Genomic DNA, 15,585 nt, shown 5'->3' with positions numbered 1-15,585 from the left:
GAGGAGACTTCCATGATTTTAGCCTGTCAGAATATCAGTAAATCCTTTGGGACAGACACCATAATACAGAATGTTTCTTTTCATGTAGAAGATAATGAGAAAACAGCAATTGTCGGCATCAATGGTGCCGGCAAATCTACGTTATTGAAAATTATAGTGGGAGAGCTGGCACCGGACAGTGGCGAGGTAACCGTTGCAAAAGGAAAAACCATCGGTTATCTTGCCCAGTATCAGGATAAAGACAGCAACGAGACCATTTATAATGAAGTGCTTCATGCCTGCGATGCATTAATCGAAAAAGAAGAAAAGCTTCGTAAAATGGAAGAAGACATGCAGCATGTAAGCGCAGATGAATTAGAGAAATATATGGAGCAGTATAACCGTTTCAGCCATGCCTTTGAATTAGAGGGCGGACTGACTTTTCGCAGTGAGATAAACGGTGTGTTAAAGGGACTTGGTTTTTCGGAAAATGATTTCGGAAAGAAAATGTCAGAGTTATCCGGAGGACAGAAGACCAGAGTGGCATTAGGCAGACTTCTGGTAACCAAGCCTGACATTATCATGCTCGACGAGCCGACCAACCACCTTGATATGGCATCGATTGCATGGCTGGAAAACTATCTTTTGAATTATAAAGGAGCCGTAATTATCGTAGCCCATGACCGTTATTTCTTAGACCGGATTGTTACGAAGGTAGTGGAAATATCCCGCCATACGGCAACGGTATTTCCGGGAAATTATACCGCATATGCGAGGCAGAAGGAAATACAGCGGGAAAGTCTTTTGCGACAGTATTATAACCAGCAGCGGGAAATCAAGCACCAGGAAGAAGTAATATCCAAGTTAAAATCCTTTAACCGGGAAAAGTCCATTAAGCGTGCGGAAAGCCGTGAGAAGGCATTGGATAAAATAGAACGTATTGAGAAGCCAATCGATGAAAAAACAGATATGCATATTACATTGGAGCCGGAAATTACCAGTGGAAATGATGTACTTTCGGTGAAAGGTCTTTCAAAATCTTACGAGCATAAACTGTTTTCAAACATTGATTTTCAGATTAAGCGAGGGGAAAAAGTTGCTTTAATCGGAAATAACGGTACCGGGAAAACCACCATTTTAAAGATAATCAATGGAATTGTAGACGCAGATGCCGGGGAGATAAAGCTTGGAAGCAATGTGGAAATCGGATATTACGATCAGGAGCATCAGAACTTAGACCCGGATAAGACGTTATTTGATGAAATTGCAGATGCTTATCCGAATCTGAAGGCAACGAAGATTCGAAATGTGTTAGCAGCATTTTTATTTACGGATGATGATGTGTTTAAGCGGATTCGTGATATCAGTGGTGGAGAAAGAGGCCGTGTTTCACTGGCAAAACTGATGTTATCCAATGCTAACTTCTTAATTTTAGACGAGCCGACCAACCACCTTGATATTATGTCGAAGGAAATTTTAGAGTCAGCCATCAATTCCTATACCGGAACGGTGCTTTATGTATCCCATGACCGTTATTTTATTAATAAAACTGCCAGCAGAATTCTTGATTTAAAGAATGAAACAATTTTAAATTATATTGGAAATTATGATTATTATCTGGAGAAAAAGGAAGTTCAGGAGTTGGCGGCATTTGGCACAGCTACACAGGAACGTGCAGAAAATTCAGCAGCAAAAGGAAATGTCATTGTTTCCGATGGAACTGGAGAAAATAATGGAACAGAGCAGATATCCGGCGGAGGAAAACAGAAGTTAAGCTGGGAAGAAATGAAGAAACAGCAGGCAGCAAAACGTAAGCTGGAAAACGAATTAAAGCGTACAGAAGATGAAATTGCTAAGAGAGAGGCAAAGATAGAAGCATTAAATGATGAACTGTCAAAGCCGGGGGTAGCATCAAATTCCTATGAATTAAACAAAATCCATGAGGAGCAGATGCAGGAAGAGGCAGCGCTGGAAGAACTCTATGCAAAATGGGAAGAATTAAGTTTACAGAAAGATTGTTAAAGTTGTAACACATTGACATCCTTTCGGCAAGAAACTATAATTATTGTAGGGTATTGAGAGCAGGAGGAACTGGCAGAATGAGCAAAGAAATATCACAGGCAGTAATTCGTAGAATGCCAAGATATTACCGATATCTGGGGGAACTTTTAGATGAAGGGGTAGAACGTATTTCATCGAATGAACTGAGTGCAAGAATGAAAGTGACCGCATCGCAGATCAGACAAGATTTAAATAATTTTGGTGGTTTTGGACAGCAGGGATATGGTTACAATGTACAATTTCTGTATGAAGAAATCGGAAAGATTATGGGATTAAATGAACAGCATAATATTATTATTATTGGAGCTGGTAACTTAGGACAGGCACTTGCCAATTATGTGAAGTTTGAAAAACTCGGCTTCGTCATAGTAGGATTGTTTGACGTGAATCCGGAGTTATGCGGAAAATCCATTCGTGGCAATAAAATCGAAATGATTGATAAACTGGAAGAATTTGTAAAGACACATAAGGTAGATATTGCTACACTGACTATGCCGAAAGAAAAGGCAGATGCTGTGGCAAACCAGCTGGTAAGCCTTGGTGTACATGCAATCTGGAATTTTGCCCATGTGGATCTGGAAGTGTTGGATGAAAATGTTGTAGTGGAAAATGTACATTTATCAGACAGCCTGATGCAGTTATCCTATAACATGACAAAGAACAAAAGGAAAAAGGAAACGCTGGAATAGAGGTGTTTTGCATGAAAGATGACAAGGAATTTCTGGAAGCATTAGAAAGCAGAAAAGTACCAATACTTGTATTGGATCAGAAATGGCACAGGCTTTTTGCTTTAAGCGGAAAAACCAGTGAAATCAAGCAGCTGGAAGAAAAGTTAAATCAGTTGTTAGAACAGCAGGGAAAGCTTAATAATGATTTGAAAGAACTGAAAAAGACAAAGAATCGGTTGATGAAAAGCATTGTTGTCAACATGGAAGGAACTCATGAGGAAAATGAGGGGGATATTTCTTCCAGAAAATTAGATGAAGACAAGAGACTGATTGATGAAGTCAATGTCAAAATGGAAGAAATTGAGGATGAATTAATTGAACTTCCACGAAATATAAACAGTGCAAATCAGGAACTTATGTTAGAAAGCATGCGTTACTGCTATGAGAGACTAAGACAGAACAGCAAAGAAGCAGATGAAATTACGGCCTGGATTGATAAGGTAAGGGTAGAACTTAAGAAAAATATCATCAAAAAACAGAACCGTGAAATCAACAACCGGCAGATTTATTCTTATATGCATGATATTTTTGGTGTGGATATTTTAAATATATTTGATCTGCGGCAGGAAGATGAAGACCGTCTGCAGGGAAAAAAAGCGGTGGAAAATGCGGACGAAAGGAATTAATTTATGGAATATCTTGTAAATTCCCGGGAAATGAAAACATGTGATACCAATACAATCGAACATTTTAAAGTGCCATCCATGGTTCTGATGGAGCGGGCAGCGCTTTCTGCGATAGAAGTAATACAGGAAAAAGAAATTTCATGTAACCGCGTGCTGGTAGTGTGTGGAACCGGAAATAACGGCGGCGATGGTATGGCAATTGCAAGGTTGTTATACTTATCCCACATTCCGGTTGAAGTATATCTCTATGGAAATAAAACACATTTTTCAAAGCAGGCAAAAGAACAGTATGAAATCTTGACATCATATGGTGTACCATTTATTGATGAAATGGAGGATGCAAATTCCTACAGCCTGATTATTGATGCGTTATTTGGTATAGGATTATCACGAAAATTAGATGATGAACTGGTGCACTTGATGGAACGGCTAAACCAGAGCAGTGCCCACCGGCTGGCGGTGGATATACCATCCGGTGTCTCGGCAGATAATGGAGCTGTATTAGGTGGTGCATTCAAAGCAGATGATACCGTAACCTTTGCTTACTGCAAGACCGGAATGGTGTTATTTCCTGGTGCAGAATACTGCGGAAATATTACGGTTAAGGATATCGGAATTGGAGAAGAAAGCTGGTTAGATAAAAGACCTGCAGCTTATGCAATCACAAAGGAAGATTTAAATTTTTTAAATAATCGTGCTGCTGATTCGAACAAGGGAACCTTTGGAAAAGTCCTTCTGGTTGCCGGAAGCGTGAATATGGCAGGTGCGGCGGTTCTTGCAGCAAAGGCAGCTTATCGCAGTGGCTGTGGTCTGGTGAGAATATATACACCGGAAGAAAACCGTATTATCTTACAGACAGCAGTGCCGGAGGCAATTCTTACTACCTATTCTGCAAAAAAGGCTGATACACAGCAACTGATAGAATGTCTGTCCTGGGCAGATGTTATTATTTTAGGACCTGGAATTGGCAAAAGTGATGTGGCACACAGTATTGTAAAGACGGTACTTAAGAATGCGGCAGTACCAATGGTAGTAGATGCCGATGCATTAAATATCATAGCAGAGCAGACCGAACAGCTTCTTCGCCCGCATACAGAACTGGTATTAACGCCACATCTGGGTGAAATGTCCCGGTTAAAACAGCTTGCCGTTTCCTATATCAAAGAAAATATTGAGCAGGTTGCGGAAGATTTCGCAAGGGAATATAATGTAATCTGTGTTTTGAAAGACAGCAGAACGGTAACGGCAATTCCTTATGGGAAAACATTTATTAACCGGAACGGTAACAGCGGAATGGCTACTGCGGGAAGTGGTGATGTACTGAGCGGAATTATTGGAAGTCTGATGGCGCAGGGCCTATCTGCAGAGCAGGCGGCACCGCTTGGGGTATATGTACATGCGGCGGCAGCAGATGAACGGAGCAAAACAGTTTCAAAGCATGGACTGACTGCAGGCGAAATTATAAACGGATTATCCGATGTGTTGTCATAATAATAATTTGAGGTGAATGAAATGAAAAGATATAGCAGGGTATATGCCAGCGTGAATCTGGATGCGGCCATTGAGAATATGGAGGCAATGCACCGGCTTTTAAAGAAAGATACCAGCATGTTTGCGGTAATTAAAACAGATGGATACGGACATGGTGCAACGGAACTTGCCCGTGTATTAGAGCCGCTTCCGTATCTCCATGGCTTCTGTGTGGCCACAGTGGAAGAAGGCGTAATTTTAAGAAATCATGGAATTAAGAAACCGATTCTGATTCTTGGTTTTGCATTCCCGGATGAATATGATATTATTGTAGAACAGAAATTAGAGCCTGCCGTATTTACGTATGATATGGCAGTTGCACTATCTGAAGCTGCAACAAAGAAAAATCAGGATGTGGCAATTCATATTGCAGTGGATACTGGAATGAGCCGGATTGGTTATCAGGTGGAAAAAGAAAATGCAAGAGAGGTAGCGCAAATCAGTAAGCTGCCACATATAATAATGGAGGGGATTTTTACCCACTTTGCAAGGGCAGATGAAAAAGACAAAACGGGTGCCCATAAGCAGCTTGAACTGTTTCAGAAAATGATTGCAATGTGCAAAGAAGAAGGCGTTATTTTCCATCATGCACACTGTTCAAACAGTGCAGGAATTATTGATTTGCCGGAAGCAAATATGGACATTGTAAGAGCGGGAATTACATTATACGGACTCTGGCCATCGGATGAAGTGCAAAAAGACAGACTGCCAATGCACCCGTTAATGGAATTAAAGAGTCATGTTTCTTACGTAAAGACACTGCCGGCTGGAAGGGAAATCAGCTATGGTGGAACCTATACCACAACCAGAGAGACGAAGGTGGCAACGATTCCGGTCGGTTATGGAGACGGTTATCCGAGAACTTTATCTAACAAAGGTTCTGTACTGATTCAGGGAAAAAGAGTACCGATTCTTGGCAGAGTCTGCATGGATCAGTTTATGGTGGATGTTACTGATGTGCCGGATGTTGTCGTTGGAACAGAGGTAACACTTCTTGGCAGAGACGGCGATGAAATCATTACAGCGGAAGAAATCGGGGATTTATCCGGCAGATTCAATTATGAATTTGTCTGCTGTCTTGGCAAACGTATTCCAAGAATCTATTTCGAAAACAACAAAGAAGTAGAACAGAAAGATTATTTTCAGGATTAGAACAGTATACACTCGATAAAATTGGTAATACTTTCAGTAAAACCTATTCTATGGAGTGTATATTATGATTATCAGACGAGGAGATATCTATTATGCGGATTTAAGACCGGTAGTAGGCTCGGAACAGGGCGGAATCAGACCGGTTCTGATTATACAGAATGATGTAGGAAACCGGCACAGTCCTACGGTTATCTGTGCCGCAATCACATCACAGATGAATAAAGCGAAGCTGCCGACCCATGTGGAACTGTCCTGTCATGAATATGACATTGTAAAAGATTCGGTTATTTTATTGGAACAGCTTCGTACCATTGACAAGACACGATTAAAAGATAAGGTGTGTCATCTGGATGGAAAAATTCTGTCGAAAATCGACAAAGCACTGAAGATTAGTCTGGAATTATATACATAACTTGACTATTTTTGCCTAAAATGTTATATTTTTCAGAAATATGTATAAAAAGGAGAGTATTCAAAAATGGATGACGGAGGGAGTCCGAATACAGGATTTTTTAAAAAAATTTTTCATAAACTTCCATTCAAAGATTCCGAGGATGTAACAGAGGAAGAAATTATTTCCATGGTAAATGAAGGCCATGAGCAGGGAGTCCTTCGGGAAAATGAAGCGGAGATGATACATAATATCTTTGAATTTGGTGATAAAGAAGCCGGTGATATTATGACACACCGTAAAAATATTTCTGCACTGGATGGAAATGACATTTTTGAAGATGTAATCACTCTGGTGATAGACAGCCATTATTCGAGAATGCCGGTATACTCTGATACCATAGACAATATTATCGGAGTATTACATATCAAAGAGACCTTATCCTACAGCAGACAACCGGAGCTTTTAAAGAAGCCGATTAAGGAAATTGACGGGTTAATCCGTCCGGTGGATTTCATACCGGAGACACGCAACATCAATGCATTGTTTCAGGAGATGCAGTCGGCAAAAGAGCATATGGTAATTGTTGTGGATGAATATGGTCAGACAGCCGGACTGGTCACCATGGAGGATATCTTAGAGGAAATCGTCGGAAATATTTTAGATGAACATGACGAGGAAGATACCTATATAGAGAAGAAACCGGACGGAACATTTGTAATGAATGGAATGACACCGTTAGAGGAAGTAGGGGAAGCACTGAATCTTGATTTTGAAGATGAGGATTATGACACCTTAAATGGCCTTCTGATTTCGCTTATTGATAAAATTCCATCGGAGCACGAAGTCTTTGAAGTAAAATACAAAGGCTATATTTTCGAAGTACTTTCCGTGGAAGATAAGATGATAAAATATGTACATGTTGTTCCGGAAAGGTCAGAATCTGCCGAGTCTGACACTGCGACTTGTCAGCAGGATGAAAAAATGGTAGAATAATACACGAAATACGGATAGAAAAGAGGATTTATTATGTCAGGACATTCCAAGTTTGCCAATATCAAACATAAGAAAGAGAAAAATGATGCGGCAAAAGGAAAAATATTTACAATTATAGGACGTGAAATTGCAATTGCGGTAAAAGAGGGTGGAGCAGACCCTGCTAACAACAGTAAATTAAGAGACGTAATTGCAAAAGCAAAGGCGAATAATATGCCAAACGATACCATCGAGCGTGGTATTAAAAAAGCAGCCGGAGACGGTGATTCCGTAAATTATGTACAGGTTACTTATGAAGGATACGGTCCAAGCGGAACTGCAATTATTGTAGACGCATTAACCGATAACAAGAACCGTACCGCTGCAAATGTAAGGAATGCATTTACAAAGGGTCAGGGAAATATCGGAACACAGGGCTGTGTATCTTACCTTTTTGACCAGAAGGGTCAGATTATCATTGCCAAGGAAGACTGCGATATGGATGCAGACGATTTGATGATGATGGCATTGGATGCCGGAGCAGAGGATTTCTCAGAAGAGGAAGACAGCTTTGAAGTAATTACAGCACCGGATGATTTCAGTGCAGTACGTGAAGCTTTGGAAGCAGAAAATATTCCAATGGCAAGTGCTGAGGTTACCATGATTCCTCAGACTTATGTTTCTTTAACAGACGAGAAAGATATTACCAATATCCAGAGAATCCTAGATCTTCTGGATGAAGATGATGATGTACAGGAAGTATATCACAACTGGGAGGAATAAAACTGATACCTGCATTTATCAGAGACAATGATAGATAGATGCAGGTATTTTCTAATAATATATTACATATGGTATAAAGGAGAAGGAAAGATGGAAGAGAATTATCAGATTGAGACAAAATGTATTCAGTCTGGCTGGAAACCAACCAAGGGGGAACCGAGAGTATTACCGATTTACCAGAGCACTACATTTAAGTATGATACCAGTGACCAGATGGGACGGTTATTTGATTTAGAGGAAGCCGGATATTTTTATACGAGACTTCAGAATCCGACCAATGATGCAGTAGCTGCAAAGATTGCAGATTTAGAGGGCGGTATAGCAGCAATGCTGACCTCATCCGGACAGGCAGCCAACTATTTTGCAGTATTTAATATCTGTGAAGCAGGAGACCATATTGTGGCATCCAGCTCCTTATATGGTGGAACCTTTAATCTGCTGGGAACCACACTTAAGAAACAGGGGATTTCCTGTACCTTTGTGGATCCGGATGCATCGGAAGAAGAGCTTTCAGCGGCATTTTTACCAAATACCAAGGCGGTGATTGCGGAGACCTTATCTAATCCATCCCTTGTAGTACTTGATATTGAGAAGTTTGCACATGTTGCCCATGCACATGGGGTACCACTTATCGTAGATAATACATTTGCAACACCGATTAACTGCAGACCTTTTGAATGGGGAGCAGATATCGTAACTCATTCTACTACCAAGTATATGGACGGACATGCCATGGCAGTGGGTGGATGTATCGTTGACAGTGGTAATTTTGATTGGGAGAAATATAAGGATAAATATCCGGGACTGACACAGCCGGATGAATCTTATCATGGAATTGTATACACTCAGAAATTTGGTAAGCTGGCTTATATCGAAAAAGCAACAGCACAGCTTATGCGTGACCTTGGTTCCATTCCATCCCCAATGAATTCTTTCTTACTGAATGTCGGGCTGGAAACTTTACATTTAAGAGTGCCAAGACATTGTGAAAATGCCCAGAAGGTAGCAGAATATTTAAATGCAAATGATAAAGTGGCATGGGTAGATTATCCGGGCTTAAGGGATAACAAATATCATGCACTGGCAGAAAAATATATGCCAAATGGCACCTGTGGTGTTATTGCATTTGGCTTAAAGGGTGGTAGGGAAGTATCCGTATCCTTTATGGATCATCTGAAATTAGCTGCAATTGTAACACATGTAGCAGATTCCAGAACCTGTGTCCTGCATCCTGCCAGCCATACACATCGTCAGATGACAGATGAGCAGTTAATTGAAGCAGGTGTAGCACCGGATTTAATCCGGCTTTCCGTTGGAACGGAAAATGTAAAAGACATCATAGCAGACCTGGAACAGGCATTGGAGAATGTTTAAGCAGAAAGGGGTAGCAAAATGAAGAAAATTCTATTTGCAGCATCAGAATGTGTACCATTTATTAAAACCGGAGGGCTTGCGGACGTGTGTGGTGCACTGCCAAAGGAATTTGACCCTCAGTATTGGGATATTCGTGTGGTAATTCCAAACTATAGTTGTATACCGGAACATTTCCGGAGCCAGTTTGAATATGTAACACATTTTTACATGGGAACAGGTTCTTATATCCCAAGCAAATATGTGGGCGTATTAAAATATGAATTAGATGGAATTACATATTACTTTATCGATAATAAAGAGTATTTTGATTGTTTTTCACCTTATGGAAATATCAGACAGGATATCGAAAAATTCTGTTTCTTTGATAAGGCAGTATTATCTATGCTTCCTGTTATCGGCTTCCAGCCGGATATTATCCATTGTCATGACTGGGAAACAGGTCTCATTCCGGTATATCTGAAAAACGAGTTTCAGGGAGATATGTTCTTCTGGGGTATGAAATCTGTTATGACTATTCATAACTTGAAATTCCAGGGTGTATGGGATATTAAGACCATGCAGGGGTTAACCGGACTTCCGGCATCACTTTTTACACCGGATAAGCTGGAATATAAGAAAGATGCTAATATGTTAAAGGGTGGTCTGGTTTATGCAGACTACATTACCACAGTCAGTGATTCTTATGCCAATGAGATTCAGACAGAAAATTATGGGGAAGGTTTAAATGGTCTGCTTTCCGCCCGTCATTATGATATGCAGGGAATTGTAAACGGTATCGATTATCAGGTTTACAACCCGGCAACAGATAATAAGATTTACTGTAACTATGATGCTGAGTCATTCCGCAAGAAGAAAGTCAATAACAAGCTGAAATTGCAGGAAGACTTAGGACTGACCGTAGATAAGAAGAAATATATGATTGGTCTTATTTCGCGTCTGACAGACCAGAAGGGTTTAGATTTGATTAACTTCGTTATCGACCGTATTGTAGATGACTTTACACAGCTTGTAGTAATTGGAACCGGTGAAGGCCAGTATGAGAACATGTTCCGTTATTATGCATGGAAATATCCGGATCGTGTATCTGCAAATATCTGTTACTCCGATGACCTGGCACATAAGTTATATGCATCTGCCGATGCCTTCTTAATGCCATCCCGGTTTGAGCCATGTGGACTGACACAGCTTATTTCATTCCGCTACGGAACAGTGCCAATCGTCCGCGAGACTGGTGGATTAAAAGATACTGTTGTTCCATATAATGAATATGAGAATACCGGAGACGGATTCTCATTCAGTAATTACAATGGGGAGGAAATGCTTTCTGTCATTAATTATTCCAAACACATTTTCTTTGATAAGAAGAAACAGTGGAACCAGATTATTGACCGTGGCATGGCAAAAGACTTCTCCTGGAAGAGCTCCAAATGCCGTTATGAGAACCTTTACAATTATTTAAAGGGCTGGCCGGTATAAAAAAGAATATCATGTAGATAATAAGACAGACAGTGTAAAACTGCCTGCCTTATTTTTTTCGCGAGTAGCGAGAAATAATCCAGACAGAAAGAAGGGAGCATCTGATATGGAGCAGAAAGAAAACAAAGTGCTGCCAAAGAAAAAAGTCCCAAATGTGGAATTGAAAAATGCAGAAAACAAAAATGCAGAATTACAAAATACAGAATCAAAACTAGAAAAAACAGAAAACAAAGAACGGAAAAAAGATGAATCGAAAAAGGAACAGTTAGACGATCAGGAACTGATCAGGGAATCCGGGCAGATTTCCTTATCTGACAGCCGATGGCATCAGAAGATTCATTTATTATCGGTGATTGGTGAGATTGAAGGTCATGAATGTCTTTCTTCCAATACCAAGACAACGAAATATGAGCATGTACTGCCGAAGCTTGCAGAAATAGAAGATTCTGACCAGGTGGATGGTGTTCTTGTGCTTTTGAATACAGTAGGCGGTGATGTGGAATCCGGACTTGCCATTGCAGAAATGCTATCTTCCTTAAGTAAACCGACAGTGTCCCTTGTCTTAGGCGGAAGTCATTCCATTGGTGTGCCGCTGGCGGTTTCAACGGACTATTCTTTTATTGTGCCATCGGGAACCATGGTCATCCATCCGGTGCGTATGAGCGGGACAGTAATCGGAGCACCGCCAACTTATGATTATTTCCAGCAGATGCAGAATCGGATTATTCATTTTATAGCATCTCACAGCAGAGCGGATGAAAAAAGATTAGAGCAGCTCATGATGAATACCACTATGCTGGCAAAGGATCTGGGAACCATTCTTGTAGGAGCGGATGCAGTAAAAGAAGGACTGATTGACGAAGTGGGGGGAATCGACCAGGCACTTCATAAATTGCATGAGATTATACGAGAACAGAAAAACGAATGCCTGTAATGACAAACGCATCAAAATATGGTATACTAATGCACAGTGTTGATAATTTTATACAAGTAACTGTAGTGAGAGATACCAAGGAGGCAGCTATGTCATTATTACAGTCTGTTTTATTAGGTCTGATACAGGGATTAACCGAATTTCTGCCGGTAAGCAGTTCCGGTCATCTGGCAATATTTAAACAGTTTTTTCAAATAGAAACCGGCGGAATGTTTTTTGATATTCTGCTTCACATCGGAACACTGATTGCCGTATTTATTGTATATTATAAGGATATATTCCGCATGATTAAAGAAGGCTTTGCCATTATTGGTGATTCTTTTGTAAATGTGGCAACCTTTTTTAAACGTGTGATAACAAAAGAAGATTTACCATACCGTAAAATCGTGCATAATAGTTACCGGAAATTTGTGATGCTTGTCATTGTTTCCACGATTCCAACCGGAATTATTGGAATTGCAGCGAAAGATCTGGTGTCTGCGGCAGAGCAGATTTTACTGGTTCCTGGAATCTGCCTTATTATTACGGCAGTACTTTTATTTATTGCAGACCGGATTCCGGATGGCGGCAAGACACCAAAGCAGGTAACTTATACCAATGCATTTTTAATCGGTATCAGTCAGGGAATCGCAACCATGCCGGGCTTATCGCGGTCAGGAACCACAATCACAGCATGTCTTTCTACCGGAATGACCCGCAAATTTGCGGTAAAATATTCTTTTATCCTGTCTATTCCGGCAATACTTGGAGCATTGGTAGTAGAGATTAAGGATGTTGAATTTGCAGCATTACAGTCTGCAGATATTTTGAATTACATAGTTGGAACGCTGGTGGCAGCGATAGTCGGTTATATCTGCATTAAGACCATGCTGGTAGTAGTGCGTAAAAAGAAATTCACGATATTTTCCATCTACTGTCTCATAATGGGACTGGTATCAATTGGAGGATATTTCTATATGTAAATGGGAGATTGAAATGGCAACTGGAACTAGAAAAAAGACAACTCAGAAGAAAAAAACAACGGGAACAACAGCATCAAAAGCAAGAAAACAGCGGGAACAGCAGGAATCCTTCCGGAATGAAGTGATTCTTTGGATTGCACTGGCAGTCTGTATTGTTTTGCTGCTTGCTAATTTTGGAATCGGTGGAAAAATCGGAAGCGGAGTCAGTTCCTTTTTCTTTGGAATATTTGGATTAATGGCATATGTATTCCCAATCTGTTTCTTTTTAGCCGTGGTGTTCGCAGTGTCTAACCGGGAAAATAAAGTAGCAGCAGTCAAAATTGTAGCGGCGGTATTATTTGTATCCTTTTTATGCCTGTTTGTGCAGATGGTAACAGACAGCAGCAAGGAAGCAGGAGCAATATCCGCTTTCCGCTATGGATTTGAAAATAAGGCTGGTGGCGGTATAATCGGTGGATTATTAGAACAGCTTCTGTGTCCGAATTTTGGTGTGCCGGGTACTTATGTCATTGATATTATCGTTTTGATAATTTCCCTTGTGCTGATTACGGAACGTTCTATTATGAAGGGCATGCAAAAAGGCGGAAAAGTCATTTACGATTCTGCCAAGGATGATGCAATCCGCCGAATGGATGCAGCAAAGGAACGCCGGGAGGAGCGGGAGAAAGAAAGAGAAAAAGAGCAGGCAAGACGACGGATGGAAAAGAAGGTAAGCGGTGTAGCATTGGATACCAAATTACCATCCCCGGATAAAAAGAAAGTTAAATCAGATGATATTAATGAAATTACTTTAAGTGATATCGAAGATATGCCTGTGGTACAGGAAGAAAATAAAGTTGCACTTACGGCAGCCAACGGCAGTCAGGGAGTGGAACAGCCGGTAATTCACACACTGAATGAGCCGGTGGCAACCATACATAGAACAGAGGTAAAACCGGTAATTGAGCCTGCATTTGAGCCGGAACCTGTTGCAGAAAAGACAGAAAGCTATATGCAAAAAGAACCGGTGCAACCTGCAATGGACGAAGAAAAGCCAAGGAAAAATAAAAAGCAGGATAAGATGGAAATTGAAGATGAAGTGGCGGCAGTAGAAGAATCCATCGTAAAACAGGAAAGTTCCGGTGGCAGATATGTATTCCCGCCGGTAGATTTGCTGCAAAAAGGAAATACAGGTGCTTCTGGTGATACCAGGGATTATCTGAATCAGACAGCAGCAAAATTAAAAGAGACTCTAAAGAATTTTGGAATTAATATTACAATTACGGCTATCAACTGCGGACCAGCAGTAACGAGATATGAATTCCAGCCGGAAATGGGTGTAAAGGTCAGCAAAATCGTAAATTTGTCCGATGATATCAAGATGAATCTTGCGGCGGCGGATATCCGGATTGAAGCACCGATTCCGGGTAAAGCAGCCATTGGTATCGAGGTGCCGAATAAAGAAAGTATTCCGGTTATGTTCCGTGATTTGGTAGAGTCAGAGGAATTTCATGCCAATAAATCACCGATTGCTTTTGCAGCCGGAAAAGATATTGCCGGAAAAGTCATGATTGCGGACATTGCAAAGATGCCGCATCTATTGATTGCAGGAGCTACCGGTTCCGGTAAATCTGTCTGTATCAATACAATTATTATGAGTATTTTGTACCGGGCAGATCCGGAGGATGTAAAGCTTATCATGATTGACCCGAAGGTGGTTGAGTTAAGTGTATACAATGGAATCCCACATCTGTTTATTCCGGTTGTTACAGATCCGAAGAAGGCGGCAGGTGCATTGCACTGGGCGGTAGCTGAAATGACAGACCGTTATCAGAAATTTGCAGAATACGGTGTCCGTGATCTGAAGGGCTATAACCAGAAAATAGAAGGAATCAAAGATATTGATGACCCGGATAAGCCAAAGAAGATGCCGCAGATTGTAATTATTGTGGACGAGCTGGCGGATTTGATGATGGTTGCACCGGGGGATGTGGAAGATGCTATCTGCCGGTTGGCGCAGCTTGCAAGAGCCGCAGGAATCCATCTTGTCATTGCAACACAGCGTCCTTCCGTAAATGTCATTACCGGACTGATTAAAGCAAATATGCCATCCCGAATCGCATTTTCTGTAACGTCCGGTGTGGATTCAAGAACCATTCTTGATATGAACGGTGCGGAAAAGCTTTTAGGAAAAGGCGATATGCTTTATTATCCGCAGGGCTTACAGAAACCGCTTCGTGTACAGGGTGCGTTTGTATCCGATAAAGAGGTATCAGATGTGGTTGAATTCTTAAAGGAACACAATGAGGGAGAAGGCTACAGTAGTGATATTGAAGAGCGGATGAACAATATTTCTGTATCCGCAAGCACTGGTGCTGATGCGGCATCTGGTGATGGAAATGACAGAGATGCTTATTTCTTGGATGCTGCAAAGCTTTTGATTGATAAAGATAAAGGTTCCATCGGAATGATTCAGCGTTATTTTAAAGTTGGTTTTAACCGGGCGGCAAGAATTATGGATCAGCTGGAAGAAGCTGGTGTAGTAGGACCGGATGAAGGGACCAAGCCGCGACAGGTGTTAATGTCTCCGGAACAGCTGGAAGCATTTATTGAAGAGGGTAATTAAGAAAGATTT

13 protein-coding genes are annotated in these 15,585 nt (G+C 40.9%); all 13 read left to right on the top strand.

What is annotated here, in order from left to right; translation table 11 throughout:
- Positions 1-12: 12 nt before the first annotated feature.
- Positions 13-2,001 (top strand): ABC-F family ATP-binding cassette domain-containing protein, encoded by a 1,989-nt coding sequence (locus tag DWX96_RS10920; protein WP_118057437.1) that lies wholly within the window; start codon positions 13-15, stop codon positions 1,999-2,001.
- Positions 2,002-2,078: 77 nt separating this feature from the next.
- Positions 2,079-2,729, top strand: a complete 651-nt coding sequence (locus DWX96_RS10915) for a redox-sensing transcriptional repressor Rex (RefSeq protein ID WP_022243772.1) — start codon at positions 2,079-2,081, stop codon at positions 2,727-2,729.
- Between the two features lie 11 nt (positions 2,730-2,740).
- On the top strand, positions 2,741-3,394 hold the full coding sequence (locus DWX96_RS10910) for a hypothetical protein (RefSeq protein ID WP_117946931.1): 654 nt from the start codon (positions 2,741-2,743) through the stop codon (positions 3,392-3,394).
- Positions 3,395-3,397: 3 nt separating this feature from the next.
- A complete protein-coding gene (locus tag DWX96_RS10905; protein ID WP_118057438.1) occupies positions 3,398-4,885 on the top strand; it encodes an NAD(P)H-hydrate dehydratase in 1,488 nt (495 codons plus the stop codon).
- A 21-nt stretch (positions 4,886-4,906) separates the two neighbouring features.
- Positions 4,907-6,076: an alanine racemase gene (gene alr / locus DWX96_RS10900; protein ID WP_118057439.1), complete on the top strand. Its 1,170-nt coding sequence runs from the start codon at positions 4,907-4,909 to the stop codon at positions 6,074-6,076.
- A 64-nt stretch (positions 6,077-6,140) separates the two neighbouring features.
- Positions 6,141-6,488 carry a type II toxin-antitoxin system PemK/MazF family toxin gene (locus DWX96_RS10895; protein ID WP_022243776.1) on the top strand — a complete coding sequence of 116 codons (348 nt, stop codon included), beginning with the start codon at positions 6,141-6,143 and terminating at the stop codon, positions 6,486-6,488.
- A gap of 66 nt (positions 6,489-6,554) precedes the next feature.
- Positions 6,555-7,463 (top strand): hemolysin family protein, encoded by a 909-nt coding sequence (locus DWX96_RS10890; RefSeq protein WP_022243777.1) that lies wholly within the window; start codon positions 6,555-6,557, stop codon positions 7,461-7,463.
- Between the two features lie 33 nt (positions 7,464-7,496).
- The gene (locus DWX96_RS10885; RefSeq protein WP_022243778.1) at positions 7,497-8,225 is read left to right on the top strand and encodes a YebC/PmpR family DNA-binding transcriptional regulator; all 729 of its coding nucleotides are present in this window, start codon (positions 7,497-7,499) and stop codon (positions 8,223-8,225) included.
- A gap of 90 nt (positions 8,226-8,315) precedes the next feature.
- The gene (locus DWX96_RS10880) at positions 8,316-9,599 is read left to right on the top strand and encodes an O-acetylhomoserine aminocarboxypropyltransferase/cysteine synthase family protein (protein ID WP_022243779.1); all 1,284 of its coding nucleotides are present in this window, start codon (positions 8,316-8,318) and stop codon (positions 9,597-9,599) included.
- A gap of 18 nt (positions 9,600-9,617) precedes the next feature.
- Positions 9,618-11,075: a glycogen synthase GlgA gene (gene glgA, locus DWX96_RS10875; protein ID WP_022243780.1), complete on the top strand. Its 1,458-nt coding sequence runs from the start codon at positions 9,618-9,620 to the stop codon at positions 11,073-11,075.
- A gap of 106 nt (positions 11,076-11,181) precedes the next feature.
- On the top strand, positions 11,182-12,009 hold the full coding sequence (locus DWX96_RS10870; protein ID WP_118057440.1) for a ClpP family protease: 828 nt from the start codon (positions 11,182-11,184) through the stop codon (positions 12,007-12,009).
- A gap of 89 nt (positions 12,010-12,098) precedes the next feature.
- Complete coding sequence (locus tag DWX96_RS10865; protein WP_199535176.1) at positions 12,099-12,971, top strand: undecaprenyl-diphosphate phosphatase; 873 nt, start codon at positions 12,099-12,101, stop codon at positions 12,969-12,971.
- A 13-nt stretch (positions 12,972-12,984) separates the two neighbouring features.
- Entirely contained in the window at positions 12,985-15,576 is a 2,592-nt protein-coding gene (locus DWX96_RS10860; protein WP_118057441.1) for a DNA translocase FtsK, read from the top strand.
- Positions 15,577-15,585: the final 9 nt, after the last annotated feature.

This window comes from Roseburia sp. AF22-2LB (assembly GCF_003461125.1).
Classification (GTDB): Bacteria; Bacillota; Clostridia; order Lachnospirales; family Lachnospiraceae; genus Roseburia_C; species Roseburia_C amylophila.
Note: the sequence above shows the minus strand (reverse complement) of the source record. Positions and strands in the feature narration are given on the sequence as shown.

What these genes read in the sequence shown, in the direction of transcription:
- DWX96_RS10920 (WP_118057437.1), top strand. Translation starts at nt 13, where the DNA reads ATGATTTTAGCCTGTCAGAATATCAGTAAATCCTTTGGGACAGACACC.
- DWX96_RS10915 (WP_022243772.1), top strand. Translation starts at nt 2,079, where the DNA reads ATGAGCAAAGAAATATCACAGGCAGTAATTCGTAGAATGCCAAGATAT.
- DWX96_RS10910 (WP_117946931.1), top strand. Translation starts at nt 2,741, where the DNA reads ATGAAAGATGACAAGGAATTTCTGGAAGCATTAGAAAGCAGAAAAGTA.
- DWX96_RS10905 (WP_118057438.1), top strand. Translation starts at nt 3,398, where the DNA reads ATGGAATATCTTGTAAATTCCCGGGAAATGAAAACATGTGATACCAAT.
- alr (WP_118057439.1), top strand. Translation starts at nt 4,907, where the DNA reads ATGAAAAGATATAGCAGGGTATATGCCAGCGTGAATCTGGATGCGGCC.
- DWX96_RS10895 (WP_022243776.1), top strand. Translation starts at nt 6,141, where the DNA reads ATGATTATCAGACGAGGAGATATCTATTATGCGGATTTAAGACCGGTA.
- DWX96_RS10890 (WP_022243777.1), top strand. Translation starts at nt 6,555, where the DNA reads ATGGATGACGGAGGGAGTCCGAATACAGGATTTTTTAAAAAAATTTTT.
- DWX96_RS10885 (WP_022243778.1), top strand. Translation starts at nt 7,497, where the DNA reads ATGTCAGGACATTCCAAGTTTGCCAATATCAAACATAAGAAAGAGAAA.
- DWX96_RS10880 (WP_022243779.1), top strand. Translation starts at nt 8,316, where the DNA reads ATGGAAGAGAATTATCAGATTGAGACAAAATGTATTCAGTCTGGCTGG.
- glgA (WP_022243780.1), top strand. Translation starts at nt 9,618, where the DNA reads ATGAAGAAAATTCTATTTGCAGCATCAGAATGTGTACCATTTATTAAA.
- DWX96_RS10870 (WP_118057440.1), top strand. Translation starts at nt 11,182, where the DNA reads ATGGAGCAGAAAGAAAACAAAGTGCTGCCAAAGAAAAAAGTCCCAAAT.
- DWX96_RS10865 (WP_199535176.1), top strand. Translation starts at nt 12,099, where the DNA reads ATGTCATTATTACAGTCTGTTTTATTAGGTCTGATACAGGGATTAACC.
- DWX96_RS10860 (WP_118057441.1), top strand. Translation starts at nt 12,985, where the DNA reads ATGGCAACTGGAACTAGAAAAAAGACAACTCAGAAGAAAAAAACAACG.